The organism is Kribbella qitaiheensis, from assembly GCF_014217565.1.
Lineage (GTDB): Bacteria > Actinomycetota > Actinomycetes > Propionibacteriales > Kribbellaceae > Kribbella > Kribbella qitaiheensis_A.
The window spans coordinates 7,464,398-7,489,268 of record NZ_CP043661.1; the positions used below are offsets into that span (position 1 = coordinate 7,464,398).

At 68.1% G+C, this 24,871-nt stretch carries 23 protein-coding genes; 14 read left to right on the forward strand and 9 right to left on the reverse strand.

From position 1 onward, the window contains the following. Positions 1–21: 21 nt before the first annotated feature. Entirely contained in the window at positions 22–2,517 is a 2,496-nt protein-coding gene (locus tag F1D05_RS35380; RefSeq protein WP_185444614.1) for an ATP-binding protein, read from the forward strand. A gap of 444 nt (positions 2,518–2,961) precedes the next feature. On the opposite strand, the gene F1D05_RS35385 is transcribed toward F1D05_RS35380, so the two are convergent. Both F1D05_RS35385 and F1D05_RS35390 read right to left on the reverse strand, forming a co-directional pair. Continuing rightward, complete coding sequence (locus F1D05_RS35385) at positions 2,962–4,398, reverse strand: alpha/beta hydrolase (RefSeq protein ID WP_246486230.1); 1,437 nt, start codon at positions 4,396–4,398, stop codon at positions 2,962–2,964. Positions 4,399–4,846: 448 nt separating this feature from the next. After that, entirely contained in the window at positions 4,847–5,239 is a 393-nt protein-coding gene (locus F1D05_RS35390; protein WP_185444615.1) for a cupin domain-containing protein, read from the reverse strand. A gap of 52 nt (positions 5,240–5,291) precedes the next feature. On the opposite strand from F1D05_RS35390, the gene F1D05_RS35395 reads away from it, so the two are divergent. After that, a complete protein-coding gene (locus F1D05_RS35395; protein WP_185444616.1) occupies positions 5,292–6,284 on the forward strand; it encodes a helix-turn-helix domain-containing protein in 993 nt (330 codons plus the stop codon). Between the two features lie 92 nt (positions 6,285–6,376). Here F1D05_RS35395 and F1D05_RS35400 read toward each other — a convergent pair whose 3' ends face one another. The 3 genes from F1D05_RS35400 to F1D05_RS35410 form a co-directional block, all read right to left on the reverse strand. Beyond that, positions 6,377–6,907: an NADPH-dependent FMN reductase gene (locus F1D05_RS35400; RefSeq protein ID WP_185444617.1), complete on the reverse strand. Its 531-nt coding sequence runs from the start codon at positions 6,905–6,907 to the stop codon at positions 6,377–6,379. A gap of 21 nt (positions 6,908–6,928) precedes the next feature. Next, positions 6,929–7,558 (reverse strand): GNAT family N-acetyltransferase, encoded by a 630-nt coding sequence (locus tag F1D05_RS35405; protein ID WP_185444618.1) that lies wholly within the window; start codon positions 7,556–7,558, stop codon positions 6,929–6,931. Positions 7,559–7,633: 75 nt separating this feature from the next. Next, positions 7,634–8,848 (reverse strand): DUF418 domain-containing protein, encoded by a 1,215-nt coding sequence (locus tag F1D05_RS35410; protein ID WP_246486231.1) that lies wholly within the window; start codon positions 8,846–8,848, stop codon positions 7,634–7,636. Positions 8,849–9,035: 187 nt separating this feature from the next. Here F1D05_RS35410 and paaA point away from each other — a divergent pair, with 187 nt between their 5' ends. From paaA to F1D05_RS35440, 6 genes are all read left to right on the forward strand, one after another. Then, a complete protein-coding gene (gene paaA / locus F1D05_RS35415; protein WP_246486232.1) occupies positions 9,036–9,962 on the forward strand; it encodes a 1,2-phenylacetyl-CoA epoxidase subunit PaaA in 927 nt (308 codons plus the stop codon). Beyond that, positions 9,959–10,237 (forward strand): 1,2-phenylacetyl-CoA epoxidase subunit PaaB, encoded by a 279-nt coding sequence (paaB, locus tag F1D05_RS35420; RefSeq protein WP_132285599.1) that lies wholly within the window; start codon positions 9,959–9,961, stop codon positions 10,235–10,237. Before paaA ends, paaB begins: the two co-directional genes overlap by 4 nt. Before the next feature lie 20 nt (positions 10,238–10,257). Continuing rightward, a complete protein-coding gene (gene paaC / locus F1D05_RS35425) occupies positions 10,258–10,998 on the forward strand; it encodes a 1,2-phenylacetyl-CoA epoxidase subunit PaaC (protein ID WP_185444621.1) in 741 nt (246 codons plus the stop codon). Positions 10,999–11,024: 26 nt separating this feature from the next. Beyond that, a complete protein-coding gene (paaD, locus tag F1D05_RS35430) occupies positions 11,025–11,522 on the forward strand; it encodes a 1,2-phenylacetyl-CoA epoxidase subunit PaaD (RefSeq protein ID WP_246486233.1) in 498 nt (165 codons plus the stop codon). A 26-nt stretch (positions 11,523–11,548) separates the two neighbouring features. Continuing rightward, positions 11,549–12,637 (forward strand): 1,2-phenylacetyl-CoA epoxidase subunit PaaE, encoded by a 1,089-nt coding sequence (gene paaE / locus F1D05_RS35435; protein WP_185444623.1) that lies wholly within the window; start codon positions 11,549–11,551, stop codon positions 12,635–12,637. 111 nt (positions 12,638–12,748) lie between these two features. Then, entirely contained in the window at positions 12,749–13,582 is an 834-nt protein-coding gene (locus F1D05_RS35440) for a metal-dependent hydrolase (protein WP_185444624.1), read from the forward strand. Between the two features lie 6 nt (positions 13,583–13,588). Here the strand turns inward: F1D05_RS35440 and F1D05_RS35445 are convergent, their stop codons facing one another. Beyond that, positions 13,589–13,873, reverse strand: a complete 285-nt coding sequence (locus F1D05_RS35445; protein WP_185444625.1) for a hypothetical protein — start codon at positions 13,871–13,873, stop codon at positions 13,589–13,591. A 245-nt stretch (positions 13,874–14,118) separates the two neighbouring features. Between F1D05_RS35445 and dapA the strand changes: the two genes are divergently transcribed. From dapA to F1D05_RS35460, 3 genes are read left to right on the forward strand one after another with little or no spacing between them, the layout of a single operon-like run. After that, positions 14,119–15,033, forward strand: a complete 915-nt coding sequence (gene dapA, locus F1D05_RS35450) for a 4-hydroxy-tetrahydrodipicolinate synthase (protein ID WP_185444626.1) — start codon at positions 14,119–14,121, stop codon at positions 15,031–15,033. Then, on the forward strand, positions 15,030–16,724 hold the full coding sequence (locus F1D05_RS35455) for a ribonuclease J (RefSeq protein WP_185444627.1): 1,695 nt from the start codon (positions 15,030–15,032) through the stop codon (positions 16,722–16,724). Before dapA ends, F1D05_RS35455 begins: the two co-directional genes overlap by 4 nt. A 14-nt stretch (positions 16,725–16,738) precedes the next feature. Further along, positions 16,739–17,770: a LacI family DNA-binding transcriptional regulator gene (locus tag F1D05_RS35460; protein ID WP_246486234.1), complete on the forward strand. Its 1,032-nt coding sequence runs from the start codon at positions 16,739–16,741 to the stop codon at positions 17,768–17,770. Here the strand turns inward: F1D05_RS35460 and F1D05_RS35465 are convergent, their stop codons facing one another. Beyond that, positions 17,771–18,775 (reverse strand): fatty acid desaturase family protein, encoded by a 1,005-nt coding sequence (locus F1D05_RS35465; protein ID WP_246486235.1) that lies wholly within the window; start codon positions 18,773–18,775, stop codon positions 17,771–17,773. Between the two features lie 200 nt (positions 18,776–18,975). Continuing rightward, complete coding sequence (locus F1D05_RS35470) at positions 18,976–19,686, reverse strand: GAF and ANTAR domain-containing protein (protein WP_185444629.1); 711 nt, start codon at positions 19,684–19,686, stop codon at positions 18,976–18,978. Between the two features lie 137 nt (positions 19,687–19,823). Here F1D05_RS35470 and F1D05_RS35475 point away from each other — a divergent pair, with 137 nt between their 5' ends. Genes F1D05_RS35475 through F1D05_RS41540 form a run of 3 tightly spaced genes read left to right on the forward strand, consistent with a single transcriptional unit; the run spans position 19,824 to position 23,478 of the window. Continuing rightward, positions 19,824–21,356 carry an alkaline phosphatase D family protein gene (locus F1D05_RS35475; protein WP_185444630.1) on the forward strand — a complete coding sequence of 511 codons (1,533 nt, stop codon included), beginning with the start codon at positions 19,824–19,826 and terminating at the stop codon, positions 21,354–21,356. Positions 21,357–21,410: 54 nt separating this feature from the next. Continuing rightward, positions 21,411–22,715, forward strand: a complete 1,305-nt coding sequence (locus F1D05_RS41535; protein WP_185444631.1) for a hypothetical protein — start codon at positions 21,411–21,413, stop codon at positions 22,713–22,715. Beyond that, positions 22,669–23,478: a prolyl oligopeptidase family serine peptidase gene (locus tag F1D05_RS41540; RefSeq protein ID WP_246486236.1), complete on the forward strand. Its 810-nt coding sequence runs from the start codon at positions 22,669–22,671 to the stop codon at positions 23,476–23,478. The genes F1D05_RS41535 and F1D05_RS41540 overlap by 47 nt, the downstream gene beginning before the upstream one ends. A gap of 13 nt (positions 23,479–23,491) precedes the next feature. Here the strand turns inward: F1D05_RS41540 and F1D05_RS35490 are convergent, their stop codons facing one another. Further along, complete coding sequence (locus tag F1D05_RS35490) at positions 23,492–24,856, reverse strand: aminotransferase class V-fold PLP-dependent enzyme (RefSeq protein ID WP_185444632.1); 1,365 nt, start codon at positions 24,854–24,856, stop codon at positions 23,492–23,494. Positions 24,857–24,871 lie beyond the last annotated feature (15 nt).

The window sequence follows — 24,871 nt, forward strand, 5'->3', positions numbered from 1 at the left end:
GAGACTGGGTGGAGCCGTCCTTTGCCATCAGACGGGTCTCGCCGCGGCTCGGACGACGCGCAGGGCACTGGCTTCGGTGACTTGCTCCGACGGCACCGGCGTGACGCCGGACTGTCCCAGGAGAAGCTGGCCGAACTGGCCGGTCTGAGCGTCGACGCGATCGCGGCGTTGGAGCGGGGACGACGTCGTGCCCCCAGACCGCACACGTTGCGGTTGCTGGGAGACGCGCTTCGGCTCGGTGCGCCCGATCGCGCCCAGCTGACGGCTGCCGCCCGTCGTGATGGTGACACGACCCGGTCGGCGATCCGCGTCCCGCCGGTCGCCGCGCACGAGTTGATCGGCCGGGCCACCGAGGTCGAAGAGACCGCCCGGCTGGTCGGCGAGCGGCTCACCCGGCTGCTCACCCTGAGCGGTCCCGGCGGCGTGGGCAAGACGCAGCTCGGTCTCGCGGTGGCGAGGCTGGTGGCGCATCGGTTCGACGACGGGGTCTGCTGGGTGCCGCTGGCCCCGGTCTCGGACCTGGCCGCCGTGACACCGGCGATCGCGGCCGCGATCGGGCTGCATCCGCTCGACGGTGGGCGGCTGATCGAGGAGATCGCCGAGCAGGTCGGGCGGCGGAGTCTGCTGCTGGTGCTGGACAACTGCGAGCACGTCATCGCCGATGCCGCCGGCGCGGTCTCGGCGCTGCTGGAGTGCTGCCCGAATCTGACCGTGCTGGCCACCAGCCGTGAGCTCATGCGGGTGCCCGGCGAGAGCGTGTACGTCGTACCGCCACTCGCGCTGCCCGAGAACGACGAGCAGCTGGACACATCTCCCGCCGTGCGCTTGTTCATCGATCGCGCGACGGCTCGGGGATATCAGCCGGCCGGGCAGATCGACCAGATCGCGCGGGTGGTCAGTCGCCTCGAAGGTATGCCGCTCGCCATCGAGCTGGCCGCCGCGCGGACGAACGTGCTGACGGTCGAGGAGCTCGCGGCCGAGCTCGATTCCTCATTCGCGATCCTGGCCGGCGGATCCAGTACTGCGGGACCGCGACAGCAGTCCTTGTCCGGAGCGATCGGCTGGAGCCACGCTCTGCTGACGTCGGCCGAGCGGGAGCTGTTCGCGAAGCTGTCGGTGTTCGTCGGCGGCTGGAGCTTGAACGCCGCGGCGGCGGTGCTTTCGGAGCAGCTGACCCCCGGACCGCTCGAGCGCGCGGCGGCGCTCGATCTGACCAGTCGGCTGGTCGACAAGTCCTTGATCCGGGTGTCCCGCGATCGTGGCATCGCGCGGTACGACATGCTCGCGGTGATCCGCGAGTTCGCGGCCGGTCAGCTGACTTCGGCCGGGCTGGACGACGAGACCGCGCGGAACCATGCGGGCTACTACATCGCGCTGGCCGAAGAGGCCGAGTCCCATCTGCGCGGAGCGAACCAGGGTGACTGGCTCGATCGCCTCGACGGCGAGCTGGACAACCTCCGGTCGGCGATGACGTGGGCGTTGCGGACCGAGGCGGTGACCGAGGCTGTTCGGCTTGCCGCTGGCCTGTGGTTGTTCTGCTATCTCCGCGGCCATTACGCCGAAGGCGGTGAGTGGCTCGAACGTGCGCTGACGTTGGCCGACTCGGGTGGCGCCGAGCTTGCGTCGTACAAGGCGAAGACGTGTCTCGGCGCAGGGATGCTGGCGTTCCTGCAGTGCGAGTACGACGTGGCGACTACGCGGCTGGAGTCCGCACTCGCGCAGTACAAGGAGCTTGGTGACACAGCCGGTACTGCGCTGGTCATGCAGCGGCTCGGGGGAGTGGCCCGCGAGCGCGGCGACTATGTGACCGCGGAGAACCTGCATTGCCAGAGCTACGACCTGTTCGAGAGCCTCGGCGATCGGTCGGGGATGTCGTGGGCGCACAACCAGCTCGGATTCGTCGCCTGGCTGCGCGGTGATCTGGAGATCGCGGCGCGCCGATGCCGTCGGGCGCGCGACAGCTTCCGCGTGCTCGGTGACGGCGAAGGTCTGGCCTGGTCCTTGATCAGCCTCGGCACGATCGCGCAGTACGGCGGTGAGCTGGCCGAGGCGGAGGATCTGCTCCAGGAGAGTCTCGCGTTGTCCCAGCGGCTCGGGTATCGCGAGGGCGTGGCCTGGTCGCTGAACCAACTGGGCATCGTCGAGCGTCGTCGCGGGCTGACTGAGCGGGCGGTGCATCTCCTCGACGAGAGCCTTGCCGAGCACCGGGATCTGGGCGATCGGTGGCGGTCGGCGAGTGTCGTGGAGGAGTTGGCGACGGTCGCGCAACAGCGGAACCGGACGGAGTACGCGGCGTTCCTGCTGGGAGCGGCCGACGGGATCCGCGAGGTGATCGGTGCGCCGGTGCCGGAGATCGAGAAGGCCGACGTCCAGCGAACCAAGCAGGCGATCGAGCAGACCCTGGACCGCCGCGCCTTCCGCGCGGCCTGGTCCGCCGGCCGCGCCGCACCGCTGGCGGCCGTTGCCGACGGCTACCAGGGCCCGACTCCGACCGCGGACCGCTCCACCCGCCTCTAGCCACCTCAGCCTAATGCGAGTGGGCAGAGAAAAGCCTCGCGAGGCACCACGACCTGGGGGATCGAAGGTACCCCGCGAGGGATCTGCGGACGGGTCGGAACGTCTAGCCGTTACGAGGGCCCGGCCGGCTGTGTCTCTGTCTGACCCCCCAGGCAGTCCCCCCAGCTCACAGCCGGCCGAAGCCACGTCGGCGATGTTCCCCGTCGCGTCGAGCCCTCCCGGTCGACGTTTCGGTTCTCCCGCGCTGCCTCAAGATTGTCGCGGTCACGCTCTGTCGCACAGGGACGTAACCCTGACATCGCCCTGACAAACATGTCCTGACAACGAAGGCTTCGTCACGATCTGGCCGATCGTGACGAGGCGTTTTCTCTCCGTACCGAAAAGACGCGGGAAATCGCGATTCTTTCGACCGGAAAGTCGCGCTGCGCGACGGCCGAAACAAGGTCAGGAGTGCAGATATCCGGAAACCGCTTTCGTGAATCCGGCGATCCGGGCCAGTGGTGCGCCGGTGGAGTAGTCGTCCTCGCCGTTCACGCCGGTCTCGGCCGGGCCCGGCGCGGCGATGCCCTCGCCGGCGCAGGTGGCGTCCTTGGCCGGCGCCTTGCCGGTGGTGAGGAAGATGTTCACGATCTTGTCGGCGCACTTGTTCACGCCGCCGTAGATGCCGTGGTCGCCTTCGTTGGTGATGGTGAGGAGCCGCGAACCGGCGTACCGGCTGTGAGCTGAGGTGGCGAGTGCGAAGTTGGTGGCCGGGTCGTGCACGGACTGCACCATCAGGGTTGTCGGCAAGCCTTTGCCCGTAGGAATGGGCATTCGCAGGTTCGGGCGGTGCCAGTAGGAGCACGGGTTCTCGGTGACGGTCCAGCCGAGCAGCGGGTAGTGCGGGCCGAGACGGGCCGCCATCATCTCGCCGTACTCGCGGCCCTCAGGCCATTCGGTGTCGTTGCAGGTGACGGCCGTGAAGGTCGCGTTCTCCGCGTCGTCCGCGAACGGCTGTCCGAACTGCCGGCCGAGCGGCGTGATGCCGAGTGCGCGGCGGCTGGCGCGCTGGACGAGTTCCTGCTGGCGCGCCATCGGAAGCTCGTCGACCTTTCGCTGGGCCGCCCGGGCACCGCCTTTGCTCTGTGCCTCGGAAAGGCCGCGCAAGAATGCCAGATCGATCGCCAGTGAATGGAAATCCATCTTTGTATACAAATCACCGGTGACGATATTGTCGAGCGTGTTCTGGTCGTAGCTGATTTTCACCGAGCCGTCCATGAACTCCTCGACGGCCGGCTCCTTCTTCAGCGCCGCCCGCAGCCGCTCGTACGTCCTGATCACCAAGCGTGGCGATCCGCCGAGTTCGAGCTGCGCGTCGTACTTCGCGGCCCAGGGCGCGAAGTCCTCGCGGAACCGGCGCTCGAACGCCTGGGGCTGCGCGATGAACGTGGTCAGCCACGGCCCGGTGAAGTCCGTGTTCGAGTCGAGCACGAAGCGGCCGACGTGGGTGGGGAAGTAGGTCTGGTAGTACGCGCCCAGCCAGGTACCGGCGGAGTAGCCGACGTAGTCGATCTTGTCGTAGCCGAGCAGCTGCCGGATCAGGTCCATGTCCTGCACGGTCTGGACGGTGTTCACGAACGGGAGCAGGCCGCGCGACTGGCCCTCGCAGTACGGGACTGTCAGGCGGGAGGCTTCGGCGATCAGGTCGAGGTTCCACGGGTCGCGGTCGCGAGCGTCCATCGAGAAGCCGGGTGCGCCCTCGCAGGTGACGTTCGCGCTGTCGCCGGTGCCGCGCGGGTCGAAGCCGACCGCGAGATGATCCTTGGCGAGTTCCTTCAGGCTGGCCAGGTACGGCGCCATGCCGAGACCCGCGCCGCCCGGACCGCCGGGGTTGCCGAACACGACGCGACTCGCCCTGCCCTTCGCGGGACCGCCGGCCCTTGCTGACCGCGAGCTGGATGTCGACGCCTCGCGCCTGATCCGACCAGTCTCGGGGGACGATGATCTTTGCGCAGGAGGTTCTCAGCTCCGGATCGCCGCACAGCTGCCACGCCGGTTTCTGTTCCAGGTAACGCTTGGCGACGCGGTTGGGCCCGGTCTGTTCGGCGGCCGTCGGCTGCAGCGACGCTGTCGCGCTGGATCCGGGGACCACCAGTACGGCGGTCGCGGAGAGGGCAGAAATACCGAGGCCGGCGGCCAGGGTACGGAACTTCATACATCCTCCAGGGATGGCCAAGCGTATTCGGACCGTCGCAATCTGTCACGTCAGCTGCTCACGGTCGAGCACCACCCCCGGCCCGTCGCCACATCCCGCCACTGCTATGGCGTGTTGCCGCCAACCACGCCCGCGCTACTGGTCGATCGCGATGCCTGTGTGGGTTTTGATGTGGTCGGGGAGGGGGTCGTGGGTGTCGCCGGTGGTGGGGGTGTTGGCGGGGTCGATCACCACGATGTCGGCGCCGGCGTCGGAGAACGGGCGGTGGTAGATGCCGCGGGGTACGACGAAGACCGTGCCGGGGGTGAGTGAGACGACCCGCTCGTCGGGGTCGCGGAGGGCGATGCTCAGTTCGCCGTCGAGGACGAGGAAGAACTCGTCGGTGTTGTCGTGCACATGCCAGATGTACGAGCCGGCCACGTGCGTGACGCGGACGTCGTAGTCGTTGATCCGCGCGGCGATCCGCGGGCTCCAGAGATCGTCGAAGGTCTTCAGGACGGCGCGCAAATCGATCGGTTCGTTGGTCACCTCTCCATCGTGACCGGGTGCGAAGTCGCAGCGTGAGTGCTAGGAATAGCGCATGTCGAAAGAATCCTCGCATCGGGTCGTGGTGATCGTGGATGACGGCTCGAACCCGTTCGAACTCGGTGTCGCGACCGAGTTGTTCGGCCTCCGCCGGCCGGAGATCGACCGCCGCTGGTACGACTTCACCCTCTGTACGCCGGGCGGCTCCGCGCGGATGCACGGCGGCTTCTTCACCCTGACCGATGTCGCGGGCCTCGAAGCGGTGGACGACGCCGACACGGTGATCGTGCCGAACCGCCCCGATCCCGAGGCCGCCCCGTCCGCCGACCTGCTTGACGCCGTACGCCGGGCTGCCGCGCGCGGGGCCCGGCTGGTCAGCTTCTGCACCGGCGCCTTCACCCTCGCGGCCGCGGGAGTCCTGGACGGCAGGCGAGCGACAGTCCATTGGCGATGGGTCGAATCGTTCGAGCGGATGTTCCCGGCCGTGAAGCTGGAGCCGGACGTCCTGTTCGTCGACGACGGCGACATTCTGACGTCGGCCGGGAGCGCGGCGGCGCTGGATCTCGGCCTGCACATCATCCGGCGCGACCACGGCGCCGAGATCGCGAACACGGTCAGCCGCCGCCTGGTCTACACGGCACACCGCGACGGCGGCCAACGGCAGTTCATCGACCGCCCCGTGCCGGTCGTCGCCGACACCTCACTCGCCCCGCTCCTAGCGTGGATCCGCGACGAGCTCGCGAGTCCGCTCACCGTCGCCGACATCGCGGACCACGCGGCGATGAGTCAGGCGACCCTGCACCGCCGCTTCCAGGCAGAACTCGGTACGACGCCACTCGCCTGGCTGACGGGGGAGCGGGTCGCGCTGGCGTGCCGCCTGTTGGAGGCAGGTGAGGTGCGCCTCGATTCGGTCGCTCGCCAGTGCGGCCTGGGCGCAGCCACCAACCTCCGCATCCAACTCCGCCGCCGCACCGGCCTCCCACCCAGCGAATACCGCCGCCGCTTCACCCTCACCTCACCGCCGACGGCCGTCCCGACGGACAGGTAATCGCAGCGGGCTTCTAGTGCACTCAAGCGCGCCCGACCCTCGCGTACGGCGTACGCAGGGGTGCACTACCTGTCGGTCGGGACGGAACTGAGTCAGGCGAGAGTATTGGTCAGGGTTGTGAGGCAGTGTTGAATGCCGGCGACCACCGCAGCGGCCGAGACCAGGCCGTCGGGGTCTATGGACTGACGGGTCATCGGGATGCGGGCGCAGGCGTCTTCGACAATGGTGGCGTTGACGTAACCGAGGACCTTGCGGAGCGAGTCGTGCGCGTCGGCCCCGCCGGTCGGTGCGGCGACCGACGACACGTTGATCCAAGCAACAGGCTTGCGATCCATGCCGGTACCGCCGACGGTCCAGTCGAGGAGATTCTTGAAGCTTCCGGGTAGCGCCCCGGCGTACTCGGGGGTGCAGAACAGGATCGCGTCGGCCGCTTCGACCTGTTCGCGCAGGCGAGTCACCGTGGCAGGCAAGGGGTCTCGATCGTCGTCCGGGTTGAAAGCGGGCAGCGCCGACAACTCGTCGTACAAGGTGGTCTTGAAGGTCGCGAGATGCTGGGCCGTTCGCAGTACGGCGGTGTTGGTCGAGGCGGCTCGGGTGCTGCCGGAGATCAGGAGCAGATGCATCGCCGCACCGTAAACGTTGACCTAGGGGGCAAGGTCAAGTTCGGTGCGCTCGGAGGGGTCGGTGTGGAGGCGGATCTGCTTGACCCGGGTGCTGCCGTCGCCGTAGAGGTCGAGTTCGCGGTGGGCGCCGTCGGCGGCCCAGCCGGACTCGGTGTAGAAGCCGCGGAGGACGTCGTCGGTGGCGTTGATCCAGACGGTGACGCGGCTGAAGCCGTCGGCGCGGATCGTGTCGACGACCGCGTTCAGCAGGCGGGAGCCGTGGCCGGCCCGGGTGGCTTCGGGGTCGACCGCTAGTTCGGCGACGAGAGCGTCGTGGCGCGGGTCGCCGTCGGGGTCGTCGGAGGGGGTGATCGCGGCGAAGCCAACGAGCGTGCGACCTGCCAGCGCGACCATCACCCGGTTGCGCGCTTCGCCCGGAACGAGCAGGGCCGCCCGCCACTGGGTGGAGAACTGGGCCGGATCGAGGTCCGCGAGCACCTGGGCCGGAAGCAGACCCTCGTACGCCCGGCGCCACGCGGCGACCTGGATCTGACCGATCGCATCCGCCTCGGCCGGCAGCGCCAACCGCACGCTCGACTCGGCGATCGCGTCTTCGGCGGCCCCGATCGAAGTCAGGTGTTCCGGTTCCGGTACGCCGAAGTCGTCGCTCATGCCGCCCATCCTTTCAAATCATCAGGAGAGACCTTCGGCAGGGCACCTGTCGGGAAGGTGCCCCGCCGAAGGGGTTCAGTAGGTCAGCCGCCGCAGGAGGGTCTCGGCCGGACCTCGGTAGGAGTGCTTCTTCATCTGGTAGGCGGCGATCACCGAGGTCGTCCAGACCGCGATCGCCGCGCCCGCTGCCGTGAAGGCGGTGTTGCCGAGCCGGTCGCCCAGGTTCAGCGTGAACGGCGCCAGCAGCACCATCCATGAGACTGACTGGAACAGGTAGCCCGTCATCGACCGCTGTCCGAGTGCGGAGATCGCCACCACCGGCAGACTCAGCGTCCGGCGACGAGCAGTCAGCTTCCCGACCAGCAGTGCGAACAGGGCGACGTACCCAGGTCCGCCGAACTCTCCGCTGACGTTGTGCAGCAGGTTCATCGAGTCCATGGCCGCGCTGTCGACCTGCAGCCAGCCAGCAGCCACTAGTGCGAGCGGAAGCCCGCCCAGCACGGTGATGCTCATGCAGACGACCGCTACGCGAGTCAGCAAGGTGCGGTGGTCCCGCGGGTTCTCCAGTAGTTGCTTGCGAGCGGCCCAGATGCCGAGCCACACGATCACGGTGAAGCCGGTCACGTACGCCGTGTGCGCCGGCCACTCGTGCAGCCGGTCCACCAGGCTCGCTCCGTAGCTGTTGGCGCCCAGTGACGGGTTCGGGCTGTTCGTCATGCCGTGTGCGGGGCCGGAGGTGTTCACGATCGCAAGCGCGGTCAGGCCGACCACCACGATCGTGTAGACGACCTGGGCGCCCCAGATCCACAGGATGATCTTGTGGAACTTGTCGCCGCGGTTGAGCAGGAGCAAGGTGCAGAGGATTCCGACGATGCCGTAGGCGCCGAGGAAGTCACCGAAGTACAGCAGCGTCGCGTGAACCAGCCCGAAGGCGATCATCCAGGTGTGGCGCTTCAGCAGGATCTTCCGTACTGCGCCCGGCGTCGCGCCCGAGTTCCGCTGGCGCCGGGCCAGCTGAACGAGGCCGTAGCCGAACATCACCGCGAAGACCGGGTAGGCCCGAGCGTCGACCAAGGTGATCTTGAGGAAGTTGAGGATCCGCTCGAGGCCGTGCGGGCTCCCGTTCAGGCCGGGGCCGCCGGCGAAGGCGAAGTTGGCGGCGTTGGCCAGACCGATCATCAGCAGCATCGCGCCGCGGATCAGGTCGGGGGCCAGCGCCCGCTCGGCGCCCAGGACCGGACCGCGATGGTCGGCGCCGGGCGAGGCCGGATGCGAGGTCAGTGGCGGCACGGGATTCATCCCTTTCAAAAACTGTGTTGGGGTTGAGCTGTTACCCAGAATCCTGCCGTCGCGGCCGCCCCGGCCCCAGCGGCCTGAGCCCACTCCCGCGGTGGTGCTACCACCTCTATCCGGACGCTTGTGACACTTCTTGTCGATTGTGCAGACGAAGTGTCACAAGTCGGCTATGCTGACGGCCATGGACAGCTTTCAGGCGACGATCGACGCGGACGGCCGGATCGAGCCGCGCGACGCGATGCCCGAGGGGTATCGCAAGACCCTGATCCGGCAGATCGCGCAGCACGCGCACTCGGAGATCATCGGCATGCAGCCCGAGGGCAACTGGATCAGCCGCGCGCCGTCGCTGCGCCGCAAGGCGATCCTGATGGCCAAGGTGCAGGACGAGGCCGGCCACGGGCTCTACCTGTACGCCGCGGCCGAGACGCTCGGCGTCGACCGGGCCGACCTGCTCGACCTGTTGCACGCCGGAAAGCAGAAGTACTCGAGCATCTTCAACTACCCGACGCTGACCTGGGCCGACATCGGAGCGATCGGCTGGCTGGTCGACGGCGCCGCGATCGTCAACCAGGTCCCGCTCTGCCGCTGTTCGTACGGGCCGTACGCGCGGGCCATGGTTCGCGTCTGCAAGGAGGAGTCGTTCCACCAGCGGCAGGGATTCGAGATCCTGCACTCGCTGTGCAACGGCACCGAGGCGCAGAAGGCGATGGCCCAGGACTCGCTGAACCGCTGGTGGTGGCCGAGCCTGATGATGTTCGGCCCGCCCGACGCGCGCTCCACCCACTCGGAGCAGTCGATGGCGTGGGGGATCAAGCGGCACAGCAACGACGAGCTCCGGCAGCGGTTCGTGGACATGACCGTCCCGCAGGCCGACGTGCTCGGCATCCGGGTTCCCGACGACGGGCTGACGTACGACGAGGAGACCGGGCACTACTCCTTCACCCAGCCGGACTTCGCCGAGCTCTATGAAGTTGTCAAGGGCAACGGTCCTTGTAACGAGGAGCGGCTCGCCCACCGGGTGAAGGCGCACGAGGACGGCGCCTGGGTCCGCGAGGCGGCCGCGGCGTACGCCGAGAAGCAGGCCACCAAGAAGGCGAGTGCCGCATGATCGAGCCGCTGTGGGAAGTTTTCATCCGGTCCCGCCGGGGTCTGTCCCATGTCCACGTCGGCAGTCTGCACGCGCCGGACGCGACGATGGCGCTCCGCAATGCCCGCGACGTCTACACCCGCCGCCAGGAGGGCGTCTCTATCTGGGTCGTGCCCGCCACCGACATCACCGCCTCCAGCCCGGACGAGAAGGACGAGTTCTTCGACCCGGCGGGCGACAAGGTCTACCGGCACCCGACCTTCTACCAGGTTCCAGAAGGTGTGGACCATCTGTGACCGACCTCGCTGTCCCAACCATGAAGGACCTTTCAGCCTACACGCTCCGGCTCGGTGACGATGCGCTGATCGCCGCGCAGCGCACCGCCGAGTGGATCGCCGCCGCCCCACAGCTCGAGGAAGACGTTGCCCTCGGCAACATCGGACTCGATCAGCTCGGCCAGGCCAGGTCCCTGCTCCAGTACGCCGGCGAGCTGGAAGGCGAGGGCCGGTCCGAGGACGACCTGGCCTACTTCCGCGACGAGCGCGAGTTCCGCAACGTGCAGCTCGTCGAGCTCCCGAACGGTGACTTCGCGACCACGATCGCCCGGCTGCTGTTCTTCGCGACGTACCAGCACCTCCTGTACGAAGAGCTGCGTGGCTGTGCCGACGAGACGCTGGCCGGCGTCGCGGGCAAGGCCGTCAAGGAGGTCGCGTACCACGTCGACCACGCGACCCAGTGGGTGCTGCGCCTCGGTGACGGCACCGACGAGAGCCACGGGCGGATGCAGGCCGGCCTCGACGCGATGTGGCCCTACACGGCCGAGCTCTTCGCCGGCGACGAGCTGGTTCGACGCCTCCCGGTGGCCGTTGATCCCTCGACTTTCGAGGAGGAATGGCTTCGCCGGGTCACGCAGGTGATCGAGGAATCCACCTGCACCGTGCCGACCTCGTCGTACCAGCACTCGGGTGGGCGTGACGGCCGGCACTCGGAGCACCTCGGCTACCTTCTCGCGGAGCTGCAGCACATCGCCCGCTCCCACCCGGGCGCCTCATGGTGACCCGCCACAGCGTTGCGTCCGAAGAGGTGAGGGTCCTGCCCCACGAGCCTTCGGACGCAAGCATCTGGGACGCGGTCGGTGAGGTCGCGGACCCGGAGGTGCCGGTGCTGACGATCGCGGACCTCGGCGTGCTGCGGGGAGTCCGGCACGAGGGCGACGAGGTCGTGGTCACGATCACCCCGACGTACTCCGGTTGCCCGGCGATGGATCTGATCCGCCACGAGGTCGAGCTCACCCTGCGATCGCTGCACGTCGACGGCCGGGTCGAAACGGTCTTGTCTCCGGCGTGGACGACGGACTGGATGAGCGAGGCTGGCAAGGCCAAGCTGACGGAGTACGGGATCGCGCCGCCGACCGGGACCCGCGCGGTCGGCGGACCGGTGTCGGTGAGCCTGACCATCCGCTGCCCGTTGTGCGGCTCGCCCGACACCGCCGAGCTGAGTCGCTTCGGATCCACGTCCTGCAAGTCGCTCTGGCGCTGCAATTCCTGCCGCGAGCCCTTCGACCACTTCAAAGACCTTTGATGAACCAGCACAGCAAGGCGATCTGAATGACTACGACCACGTTGCCCCGCCGCCGTGCCACCTTTCATCCGCTGACGGTGCGGGCGATCGACGCGATCACCGACGACTCGGTCGCGATCACCTTCGACGTGCCGGCCGATCTCGCCACGGAGTACGAGTTCACCGCCGGGCAGCACCTGACTGTCCGCCGCGCCGGCGACGACGTCCGCCGCAGCTACTCGATCTGCTCGGCCGCCGGTTCCGGCGTACTGCGGATCGCGGTGAAGCGGATCCCCGGCGGCGAGTTCTCGTCGTACGCCGCGAACGAGCTCAAGCCGGGCGACACCGTCGACGTGATGACCCCGCTCGGCCGCTTCGGTACGCCGCTCGACCCGGCCAACGCGAAGCACTACGCGTTCATCGCGGCCGGTAGCGGGATCACCCCGGTGCTCTCCTTGGTCGCCACCACGCTGGCGGTCGAATCGCAGAGCCGGGTCACTCTGCTCTACGGCAACCGCACGGCCGGCTCGGTGATGTTCGCCGACGACCTGGCCGACCTGAAGGACCGGTACGCCGAGCGCCTGCACCTGATCCACGTGCTGTCCCGCGAATCCACCGAGGTGGAACTCTTCAGCGGCCGGATCGACAGCGATCGGCTGAGCCGGATGATCGACGCGATCCTGCCGGTGAAGTCGGTCGACGAGTGGTTCCTCTGCGGGCCGTACGCGATGGTCGTCGGCGCCCAGGAACTCCTGCTGGAGCAGGGTGTTCCGCGCGAGACCGTGCATGCGGAGCTGTTCCACGTCGGCGACGAGGCGCCGGTGGCCCGGGTCGAGGAGACCACGGTCGACGAGGATGCCGCCGAGGTGACGGTGATCCTGGATGGGCGCCGCTCGACGTTCCCGCTCGGCGAGCATGCGAAGGCGGTGCTGGACGCGACCCTCGCCGTACGGTCGGATGCTCCTTTTGCCTGCAAGGGCGGCGTTTGCGGCACCTGCCGCGCGAAGGTGGTCGAGGGCTCGGTCCGGATGGACACCAACTGGGCACTCGAACCGGACGAGATCCGGGCCGGCTACGTCCTCACCTGCCAGTCCCACCCGACCACTGAGAAGGTCACCCTCGACTTCGACGCCTGACGGTACCGGTCGGGCGGTTGGTGGGGCGTCTTACCCCGTGCGCCTCCACGGATTTGTCGGTGGGCGCTGAGAGGATTGGCGGCTCACGAGTGATGGGGGTGGGGCGCCGTGATGGGGCGTTCGCATGCGTTGTCCGGTTGGTGTGCGGGGCTTGCGGTGGCGCCGTTGGTTGGGCTGACCTCGGTGGCGGAGGTGGTGCCGTTCGCTGCGGCGACGGCCGGGTACGCGTTGCTGCCTGACCTCGATCACCCAGGTGCGAAAGCGTCTCGGATTCTCGGTCCGATAACGCGGATCGTCTCGGGAGCTGTCCGCACCTTCTCCGGCGTTCTCTACAACGTCACCAAAGGTCCGCGCGATGAAGAATGCACCGGTAAGCATCGGCATGCCACTCACACCGTCGCGGCCGCGCTGCTTCTTGGATTTCTGGCAGGGGCAGGAGGGGAGCGTGGTGGCAAGTGGGCGGTGCTCGCCATCGCCTTGACCGGCCTGGTGCTGGCCGCCGACGTACTGGGTGACTGGGTCGTGCTCGCCGCCATCGGTGCCGCCGGTTGGTCGATCGCCAACGCGGTTCTCCCAGACGCTGCGGCCGACGCACTACCCGGTACTACGGCCGCCGACGCATTGCAGGCCGGCCTGGCCGACATCGGCAGCTGGATCGGCGTCGCCGTCGCCCTCGGCATGTTCGTGCATTGCCTCGGCGACAGCCTCACCCGCTCGGGCTGTCCCTGGCTCTGGCCGCTCCCGATCCGCGGCGAGACCTGGTACGAGATTCGTCTACCCCGCCACCTCCGGTTCCGCACCGGCGGCTGGGTCGAGAACCTCCTGATCGCGCCGGCCCTCATCCTCGGCGGCGTCCTGCTTCTTCCCGGCGCCTGGGCGATCCTGCGCGACCTGGTCAACACGATCTGGTCCACCACATCGGTCTGGATCGCCGGCGGCGCGTAGTACAGGTCAGTATTCCTGCGGGCGGCCGAGCAGGTACGACGGGTGGCCGGCGGATTCGAGCGCGGCGGCGAAGCGGAGCTGGTTGCGGCGGCCCGGCCAGGCCTCCCAGGCCACCAACGGCAACGCCAGGACAGCGCCGATCGGGATCGGCGCCCAGCCGCGCGGGAAGTCCCCGATGCCGTCGGTCGCCAGCACGAACCACATCGCCAGCGTGATCATCGGGATCGCCGCCAGCATGGCGCCCACGACCATCGTCAGGCTCGCAGCGGGGGTGGACTTGGGAGCAGTCATCGGCGTAGAGACGCCCCGAACGCTAGCGGTTCCGGTGTCAACAAGCCGGGATGTCAACAGATAGTGGTCATCGAAGCACACAGAGTGTCCGCAGAAAGTTTTTCGAACTTTTTTGGAAGAAGTTGTAACGACTTCCTGGGCCGTGACGATAGGACGAGTGAGCCTGGTAGCTGCCCGGACCCCCGAGCGGACAGCTACCAGGCCTACTCATCTGTCGAAGCGTGTGGAGCGGTAATCTGAGCCCCATGTCTTCAAGCACATCCTCCGCCTCCCAGGCGCTGCCTTTCGGCCGCCTGACCACGGCGATGATCACCCCGTTCACCCCTGACGGCTCGCTCGATCTGGATGCTGCGCAGAAGGTCGCGACCCAACTGGTCGACCAGGGCAACGACGCGTTGATCATCAACGGCACCACCGGCGAGGCGCCGACCACTTCCGACGCGGAGAAGGTCGAGCTGGTCAAGGCGGTGCTCGCCGCGATCGGCGACCGCGCGATGGTCATCGCGGGTGTCGGCTCCAACAACACCGCGCACAGCGTCGAGTCGGCGAAGGCCGCCGAGGCCGCTGGTGCCCACGGCCTGCTGGTCGTCACGCCGTACTACAACAAGCCCCCGCAGGAAGGCATCAAGGCGCACTTCACCGAGGTCGCCGACGCCACCGGCCTGCCCGTGCTGGTGTACGACATCCCCGGCCGCGCCGGCGTACCGATCCTGACCGAGACGCTGCTCGCCTTGGCCGAGCACCCGCGGATCGTCGCGGTGAAGGACGCCAAGGGCGACGTCGCCGCCACCACCAAGGTGCTGGCCAACTCCGACCTCTTCTATTACTGCGGTGCCGACGAGCTGAACCTCGCCTGGCTCGCCATCGGTGCGGTCGGGATCGCGAGCGTGGTCGCCCACGTCGCGAGCGAGCCGTACCGGGAACTGATTGACGCGGTCGTGCGCGGCGACCTTTCCACCGCGCGACAGATCGACCGGCGGCTGGCGCCTGCCGTCGAGGCGATCATGACCAGAACCCAAGGCGCCATCATGGTGAAGGCCGCGCTCAAGCTGGCCGGGGTCATCGAGCACGCGACCGTCCGGTTGCCGTTGATCGAGGCGACCGCCGAGCAGAGCGACGGGCTCACCACCGACCTCAAGACGGCAGGACTGATTGCATGAGTCACCCCCACCCGGATCTCACCCTTCCCGGCCCGCTCGCGCCCGGCGCGCTCCGGGTCATCCCGCTCGGCGGCCTCGGTGAGGTGGGCCGGAACATGACGGTCTTCGAGTACGACGGCAAGCTGCTGATCGTCGACTGCGGAGTGCTGTTCCCGGACGAGAACCAGCCCGGTGTCGACCTGATCCTCCCGGATTTCCAGCCCATCCGGGAGCGTTTGGACGACATCGTGGCGGTCGTCCTGACGCACGGCCACGAGGACCACATCGGTGGTCTGCCGTACCTGCTGCGCGAGCGTGGCGACATCCCGGTGGTCGGTTCGCAGCTGACCCTGGCGCTGCTGGAGGGCAAGCTCAAGGAGCACCGGCACCGCAACGTGCCGCAGCAGACCGTGGCCGAGGGCGAGACTGTTTCCTTCGGCCCGTTCGAGTGTGAGTTCGTCGCGGTCAACCACTCCATCCCCGACGCGCTGGCCGTTGCCATCCGGACGCCGGCCGGCCTGGTCCTGCACACCGGTGACTTCAAGATGGACCAGTTGCCGCTGGACAACCGGATCACCGACCTGAACGCGTTCGCCCGCCTCGGTGACGAGGGCGTCGACCTGTTCTGCGTGGACTCGACCAACTCCGAGGTGCCCGGCTTCACCACCCACGAGCGCGATATCGCGCCGGTGCTCGACGGCGTCTTCAGCAAGGCGAAGAACCAGCGGATCATCGTCGCCTGTTTCGCCTCCCACGTGCACCGCGTCCAGCAGGTGATGGACGCCGCCGTGAAGCACCACCGCAAGGTCGCGTACGTCGGCCGCTCGATGGTGCGAAACATGGCCGTCGCCCGGGATCTGGGCTTCCTCACCGTTCCCGGCGACACCCTGATCGACATGCGCGAGCTGGAGAACTACCCGCCGGAGCAGGTGGTGCTGGTCTCGACGGGGTCGCAGGGCGAGCCGATGTCGGCTTTGTCGCGGATCGCGGCCAACGACCACCACGTAGTACAGATCCAGACGGGCGACACCGTCGTACTGGCGTCGTCGCTGATCCCCGGCAACGAGAACTCGGTGTTCCGGGTGATCAACGGGCTGACCCGGCACGGCGCGAACGTGATCCACAAGGGGAACGCGCTCGTGCACGTGTCCGGTCACGCGTCGGCGGGGGAGTTGCTCTACTGCTACAACATCGTCAAGCCGCGCAACGTGATGCCGGTGCACGGCGAGATCCGGCACCTGCACGCGAACGCCGAGCTCGCCCGGCAGACCGGCGTACCGGCTGAGAACGTCGTCGTGGTCGAGGACGGCGTGGTGGTCGATCTGATCGACCGCAAGGCCGTGGTCGCGGGCAAGGTCGAGTGCGGGTACGTGTTCGTCGACGGCTCGACAGTGGGCGACATCACGGAGACTTCGCTGAAGGACCGGCGGATTCTCGGCGACGAGGGTTTCATCTCGGTGATCGCCGTGATGGACTCTGTCACCGGCAAACTGACAGCCGGACCGGAGATCCAGGCCCGGGGCTTCGCCGAGGACGACAGTGTCTTCGACGACCTGAAGCCGAAGATCGAGGCCGAGATCGAGAAGGCGATCGGGAGCGGGGTGGACGACATGTACCAGTTGCAGCAGGTCATCCGCCGCGTGGTCGGTAAATGGGTCAGCGACACGCATCGTCGCCGGCCGATGATCATCCCGGTCGTCGTGGAAAGCTAACGAGAGGTGGGCCTGTGAGCATCACTGGTGTCAACGGAGCCGGGCAGCGCCGGCCCACCATGAAAGAGGTCGCGGCCCGGGCGGGCGTGGCGCTCAAGACCGTCTCGAGGGTGGTCAACGAGGAGCCGAACGTCAGCCCGGAGCTGACCGCGAAGGTCCAGGCCGCGATCAAGGACCTGAACTACACCCCGAACGAGAGCGCCCGGATGCTGCGGCGCGGCAAGACCGGCACGATCGCCGTGGTGATCCGCGACATCGGTGACCCGTTCTTCGCCTCGCTCGGTCGCGCGGTCGAGCTGTGGGCCCGGTCCAGCGGCTCGGTCGTGATGATCGGGCTGACCGACGAGGACCCGGAGCGCGAGCGGGACGTCTGCCTGGAGTTCGTTGCCCGGCGCCCGGACGCACTCATCATGGCGCCGATCGGCGAGACCCAGGAGTACCTGGCTCCGCACGTGGACGCCGGGATGGCGGTCGTCACGATCGACCGGCCGGCGCACGGGATCGAGGCCGACGCCGTACTCGCCGACAACGCGGGCGGGATCGACCAGGCGATCGATCACCTGATCCGGCAGGGGCATCGCCGGATCGCCTACCTCGGTGACGACGAGCGGATCTTCACCTCCCGCGAACGCGTCGTCGCCTACCGGGCCGCGATGGCCCGGCACCGGATCGACGTGGACGAGGACCTGGTGCACCTGTCCGAGCCGACCACCGAGGGGATCGGCATCACGCTGTCCGCGGTGCTGGATCGTCCGGAGCCCGCGACCGCGATCCTCTCGGCGAACAACATGACCACAGCCGAAGTACTGCGGGGGATGGCCGGAAGGCGGGACCGGGTCGCGCTGGTGTCGTTCGACGACCTTGCACTCGGCGATCTGCTCAGCCCGGGCCTGACCGCGGTGGCGCAGTCCGCCGACGTGATGGCGCGTACGGCGATCCAGTTGATGACCGAGCGGCTCCCCGAACCGCACCGCCCAGGGCGGACGGTCCGGGTGCCGGTCAAACTGACGATCCGTGGTTCGGGCGAGATTCCGCCGTCGAGCTGATCAGTTGCGATACAGCGTGGCCAGCGGGCACTGGAACGGATCCCGGGCCCGCAGGCCGACGTTGTTGAGGTAGTCGACGACGATCTCGTAGGACTCGAACAGACCGACCTCGGTGTACTTCACGCCATGCAGTTCGCAGTACTCGCGCACGATCGGCTGGACCTGCTTCAGGGTCGGCCGCGGCATGCTCGGGAACAGGTGGTGCTCGATCTGGTAGTTCAGACCGCCCATCGCGAAGTCGGTCAGCACTCCGCCGCGGATGTTGCGGGACATCAGCACCTGGCGACGCAGGAAGTCCAGCTTCATCGTCTTCGGTACCAGCGGCATGCCCTTGTGGTTCGGCGCGAACGAGGCGCCGAGGAAAACGCCGAAGACGGCCAGTTGGAGGCCCAGGAACGCGCTGGCCTTGCCGATCGGCAGCAGGATGAGCAGCGCGGCCACGTAGAGGCCCAGCCGGGACAGCACGATGGCTGCCTCGATCCGCTCGACCTTGGTGGCGCTGCGCCGGAGCAGATGCTGGAGGCTCGCCACGTGCAGGCTCAGACCTTCGAGCGTCAGCAGCGGGAAGAAGAGCCAGCCCTGGCGATCGCCGAGCCACTTGGCCAGGCCGGTACGCCGGGCAACGTGGTCGGGGGTGAAGGCGACGACGCCGATGTCGATGTCGGGGTCCTTGCCCAGCTGGTTCGGCGCGTTGTGGTGCTTGCTGTGCTTGTTGCGCCACCAGGTGATGCTCATCCCGGCCAGCCCACCGGCCAGCAGCCGCGCGGTCCAGTCGTTCCAGGCGGCCGAGTGGAAGATCTGCCGGTGCGCGCTGTCGTGACTGAGGAACGCGACCTGGACCAGGACCAGCGCCAGCGCACCGGCCATCAACAGCTGGAACCAGGAATCGCCCAGCAGGATGAATCCGGTGATCACCCCGCCGAGCGCGGCCAGGACGAGTCCGATCCGCGTCCAGTAGTACCCGTGCCGGCGCTTGAGTAGGCCGAGCTCACGGACTGTGTTCAAGAGGTCGCTGTAGAGGCTCGCGTGTCGCTCTTGAGCTCCTTGTGGGCGCGGTTCGTCGGCAACAAGTTGCGTCAAAGGGGGTGGCTCCGTCCGGCGGTGCATCAGTCGATGCGCTACCGGGTCCGGGGCAGCGCCACGAGAACTGTGGCTTGTCCTTGCAACGGAACCACCTCCGCCGGTCGTACGCAACCGGAAGGGGCTTAACTGGTCATTAAGGATGAGGTTCGGAGTGTGCCGTTGAGCACACCGGTCGCCACGGCGGTGAGTCCACAGCCGGTACGACGGGCGTAGGTGCGCATCGCGGTGAAGGCGTCGGGCGGCGTCAGACCGGCTCGCTCGGCCAGCATGCCCTTCGCCTGCTCGATCACGACCCGGCTGCTGAGAGCGTGCTGCAACTGCTCGGCCAGGAGTTGGTGGCCGCGGACCTCCCGCTCATGCAGCAAACCGATCGTGGCCATGTCGGCGAGCGCTTGCCCGAGGGCGGCGTCCTCGGCGCCCAGCGGTGCCGGGCAGGAGCGGAAGAGGTTCATCACTCCGATCACCTGGCCGCGGAGACGCAGCGGCAACGCGTGAGCGGACTGATAACCACCCGCCGCCGCGGCCGAGGCGAACTCGGGCCAGCGGTCGAGATCGACGTTCAGCACCGGCGTACCGGTCCGGAAACACTCTGGACAGGGTCCCTGGTCGTGCTGCAGCTCGAACAGCTCCAGCAGTTCGGCCTGGTCGTCGGAGGAAGCCATCACGTGCAGTACGCCGTGGTCGTCGGTCAGCATCAGTCCGGCGGCGTCCACGTCGAGCAGCTCGACGGTCGCCTCGGCGAGCCGGCCGAGGAAATCGACCAGGTCGAACTCGGCCACCAGGGTGTCGGCCAGCTCGATGAAGACCTGGGTAAGTCGGCGTTCTCGTGACATGGCCCGGTGCTCCCTTTCCACCCTGTGGTTCCTCCATCATCGGGGTCAGGACAAGCCCCGGACCACCCGGCCTGAGTTGTCAGGCAATTCGCCCAGCTGTCACCTGGTCGTCACTCCGGAGGAGCACCTTCGGCAGCATGAACTTGAGCCGCCGCCAGCTCCTGGCCGCCAGCACCGCCGCGGGCGCTTCGCTCGCCCTTCCCGCCGCCACAGCAGCCACCGCCGCCGCGGCACCCGCCGTCGTACGCCGGGCCAGGCCGGCCCTGCCGTCGGGGATCGCCAGCGGCGACGTCACCTCGAACTCGGCCGTTGTCTGGTCCCGGACGGACCGCCGGTCGCGCCTCGTCGTCGACCTGACCAGCCACGGCCGCTTCGACCGGGCGATCCGGCTCCGCGGCCCGGTCACCTCGGCCGACGACGACTTCACCGCGCAACTGCCGTTGCGTGGCCTGCGTCCCGGCCAGCGCTACGACTACCGGATCGGCTTCGAGGACTCGTCCGGCCGCCTCGGCGAGACCGCCTGCGGTTCCTTCAGTACTCCGGGTCGCAACCGCCCGGTCAGTTTCGTCTTCACCGGTGACACCGCCGGCCAGGGCTACGGGATCAACCCGGACATCGGCGGCATGATCGCGTACAAGGCCATGCATCAGACCCAGCCCGACTTCTTCCTGCATTCCGGCGACAACATCTACGCCGACGGGCCGATCGAGGCGACAAAGAAGGTTGCCGATGGCACCGTCTGGAAGAACGTGGTGACCGAGGAGGTCTCCAAGGTCGCCGAGACGCTCGCGGAGTACCGGGGCCGGTACAAGTACAACCTGCTCGACTCCAACGTGCGCGACCTGTACGCCGACGTACCGATCATCAGCCAGTGGGACGACCACGAGACGCTGAACAATTGGTACCCCGGCGAGATCCTGACCGACGACCGGTACACGGAGAAGCGCGTGAACGTGCTCGCCTCCAGGGCCCGGAAGGCGTTCCTGGAGTACCTGCCGATGGTGCACACGGCCGGGCGGGACCGGATCTACCGCAAGGTGAGCTACGGCCCGCAGCTGGATGTGTTCTGCCTGGACATGCGGACCTACCGCGGGGCCAACCCGGCTCCCGGCGTCGCCGGACCGGTCGCGATGCTCGGCGCCGAGCAGGCTGCCTGGCTGGTACGCGAGGCCGCGGCGTCCAAGGCGACCTGGAAGGTGATCGCCAGTGACATGCCGCTCGGCCTGCTGGTCCCGGACGGTACCGAGATCGAGGCGGTCGCCAATGGGCTGGCCGGAGCGCCTGGTGGTCGTGAGCACGAGATCGCCTGGGTGCTGAGCCAGTTCAAGCGGCGCAAGGTGCGCAACACGGTCTGGCTGACCGCGGACGTGCACTACTGCGCCGCTCACCACTACGACCCGTCGCGCGCCGCGTACACGGACTTCGACCCGTTCTGGGAGATCGTCGCCGGTCCGGTCAACGCGGGCACCTTCGGGCCGAACGCGCTCGACTCCACCTTCGGCCCGAAGGTCGAGTTCCAGAAGGCGGCGGACTTCCCGAGCCAGCCGCCGAGCGGTGGCAACCAGTTCTTCGGTCACGTCGAGATCGACCCGCACAGTGGAGCCTTCACCGTCTCGCTCCGCGACCTCTACGGCACTGTGCTGTGGCGTAAGGAGCTGCAGCCGCACTGACGTGCAAGGGAAAACCGCCTCAGCTCTCGGCGAACGGCGTACTAGGTTGGAATCATGACCGCCGACTACCCCGAAAGCCGTCGCGACGAGAGCGTTGCCGAATCCCTGCACGGCCATCAGATCGTCGATCCGTACCGCTGGCTCGAGGACGCCGATGCCGCCGAGACGAAGGATTGGGTCGGCAGGCAGAACGCCTTTACCCAGAGCGTGCTCGCGCAGTACGCCGAGCGGGAGTGGTTCCAGCAGGCGATGACCGCGATCCTGCGCCGGCCGCGCGCCGGGGTGCCGGTGCAGAAGTGCGGCTGGTTCTTCGTCGGCCGTAACGACGGGACGAAAGCCCAGGACGTCGTGTACGTCGCGGACTCGCTCGCCGCGCTGCTCGAAGGCGGCCGCGTGCTGATCGACCCGAACACACTGTCCGAAGGCGGCACCGACTCACTCGGGACCTTCACTGTCAGCCCGGACGGCCGCTACTTCGCCTACGGCATCAACGAGAGCGGTAGCGACTGGACCACGTTCCGGCTGCTCGAGGTCGCTACCGGCGCGGAGGTCGACGACGTCGTCACCGAAGCCAAGTTCTCCGAGGCAACCTGGTTGCCCGACTCCTCGGCGTACCTCTACTCGCACTATCCCGCCAGCGGCCGTAGCGAGGGGACCGAGACGAAGGTGCTCGGCGGCGGCCAACTGAAGCTGCACAAGATCGGTACGCTGCAGGCCGATGACCAGCTGATCCTGAGCTTCCCGGACAACCCGCGGATGTTCGTGTCGCCGACCGTGTCCGACGACGACCGGTACGTGGTGGTTCAGCTCAACGAAGGTACGGACGCGGCCACTCGGCTGTGGCTCTACCCGATCGGCTTCGACGGCCTCGGCGAGCCGATCAAGGTCGTCGACGAGTTCGCCGACGAGATCGGCTTCGTCCGGATGGCGGGAGACCGGCTGATCCTGCGGACGAACAGGGACGCGCCTCGGGGCCGGCTGGTCAGCAGTGACTTCGACGGCGTCTTCACCGATGTGATCCCTGAAGCTGCGGACACGCTGAGCTCCGTCTATGCGACATCAGCCGGGCTGGCGACGCTGTACCTGGTCGACGCCCAACCAGAGCTCAGATTGCACGACCTGGACGGCGGCAATGCGCGTTCGGTGCCGTTGGCGGGTGGCGGGCTGGTCGACGTGACCGCCGGCGCGAAGTACGACGAGCTGTTCATCGGCTTGTCGTCCAGTACCGAGCCGACGCTGTCGTACGTCGTGTCGGCCTCGGGCCGGCGACATCCGGCCGCTGCCCTCGTTGGTGCCTGCCGGGCAGGCGTTCGTGTCGCCCGAGATCACGGTGACCCGGGTTGTGGAGCCCGGCCGTGAGGTGCCGTACTTCGTGATCAGCAGGGCCGACCGGGATCTGTCCGAGCCGCGGCCGACCCTGATGTACGGCTACGGCGGCTTCCGCGTCCCGATCTTCGCCGACTACAGGCCGGGCTGGCCTGCCTGGCTCGCGGCCGGTGGCGTACTGGTGATCACCAACCTACGGGGCGGTGGTGAGTACGGCAGCGCCTGGTACGAGGCGGGACGGCTGAAGAACAAACAGAACGTCTTCGACGACTTCATCGCCGTTGCCGAGCACCTCCAGAAGACCCGCGTGACCACGGCCGCGCAGTTGGCGATCCACGGACGCAGCAACGGCGGGCTGCTGGTCGGCGCTGTGATGACTCAGCGGCCGGACCTCTTCGCCGTCGCGCTGCCCGGTGTCGGCGTGATGGACCTGCTGCGCTTCCATCTCTTCACCGTCGGCGCCGCCTGGGCCTCCGACTTCGGGCTGCCTGACGATCCCGAGCAGTTCGAGGACCTGCTTGCCTACTCGCCGCTGCACAACCTGCACGACGGTACGACGTACCCGGCGACTCTGGTCGTCACCGGCGACCACGACGATCGCGTCGTGCCGCTACACAGCCACAAGTTCATGGCGACCCTGCAACACGCACAGGCGGGCTCTGCTCCGGTCCTGACCCGCATCGAGGTCGACACGGGTCACGGCTTCGGAAAACCCGCCGCGATGGTTGCGTCCGAATGGGCCGACCTGCTGGCGTTCGCTGCTCACCACACAGGTCTCGTTCCTCCTGAGCAGTAGGAGGAGGGCGGTGTCACCAGATTCGCGGGGCTACCAGGTCGCGCGGGTCGTTGGTGGGCTGGCAGCCGTGGGCGGTCTCTTCGTAGGCGTTGGTGAGGCCGTTGGTGGTCAGGGTGCGGATCGCGTTGACCAGGCGGTCGACGTGCTCGCGGGTGGTAGCCAGACCGAGGCTCGCGCGGACCGCAGTACCGTGCTCGGGGGAGTCGGCGAGCAAGTGGCCCACCAGCGGGTGCGCACAGAACTTCCCGTCGCGCACGCCGACGCCGTACTCCGCTGCGAGTGCTGCTGAAACCAGCGTCGAGCTGATGCCGTCGACGGTGAAGCAGACGGTGCCGACACGGTCAGCCTCCGCACCGAAGATCGAGTACGTCGTTACGCCGGGCAGCTGGGCCAGGCCGGTCCGGAGCCGCGCGAGCAGGCTGCGCTCGTGCTGCTCGATGGCCTCGCGGTGCTTGGTGATCGCGGCACACGCTGCTGCCAGGGCGATCGCGCCGATGACGTTGGGGGAGCCGCCCTCGTGCCTTGCCGGTCCCTGGTTCCAGACGGTGCCTGCTGCTTCGACGGTCGCCGTCGCACCACCGCCGTACAGGTAGGGGTCGGCTGCGTTGAGCCAATCGGCGCGGCCGATCAGCGCGCCAGCGCCGTACGGGGCGTAGAGCTTGTGGCCCGACAGAGCCACCCAGTCGACGTTCAGGTCTTCGATGTTCACGACGCGGTGCGGCGCCAGCTGGGCAGCGTCGAGGCAGACCCGGGCGCCGTGAGCCTTGGCGACCGCTGCGATCTCGGCGATCGGGAAGATCTCGCCGATGACGTTGGAGGCGCCGGTGACGACGACCAGCCGCGGCCCCTCAGGAGCGTTGCGGAGTGCGTCCGCGACGGCGCTGACGGCCTGGTTCGCCGACCTCGGCGCCGCGAGGCGGACGGTGCGCTCGGCCGGCCAGGGGAGCAGGGCCGCGTGGTGCTCGGACTCGAACACGATCACGGTCGCGTCGGCCGGGACCGCACGGGCGAGGAGGTTGAGCGCGTCGGTGGTCTGCCGCGTGAAGATGACCTGGTCGTCCTCGCGGGCGCCGACGAAGCCGTGCACCTCGGCACGGGCCCGCTCGTACCACTGGGTGGTGATCCGGGACGCGTAGCCGTTGCCGCGATGCACCGACGCGTACGACGGCAGGGCGGCCTCGACGGCGGCACGCACCGACTCCAGACACGGGGCGCTGGCGCCGTGGTCGAAGTTGGCGTAGTCGGTCACCCGGCCGTCGGCCAGTGGGACCAGCAGGTCCGAGCCGACGGTGGCAGGAATGCTGCCGTTGGTGAGCCGGACGGTGGTCGGCCTCGCGCTGATCGCGTTGGAGGGCTCGAGGATGGAGAGGATCGACATGCTGCTGCTCCCGGG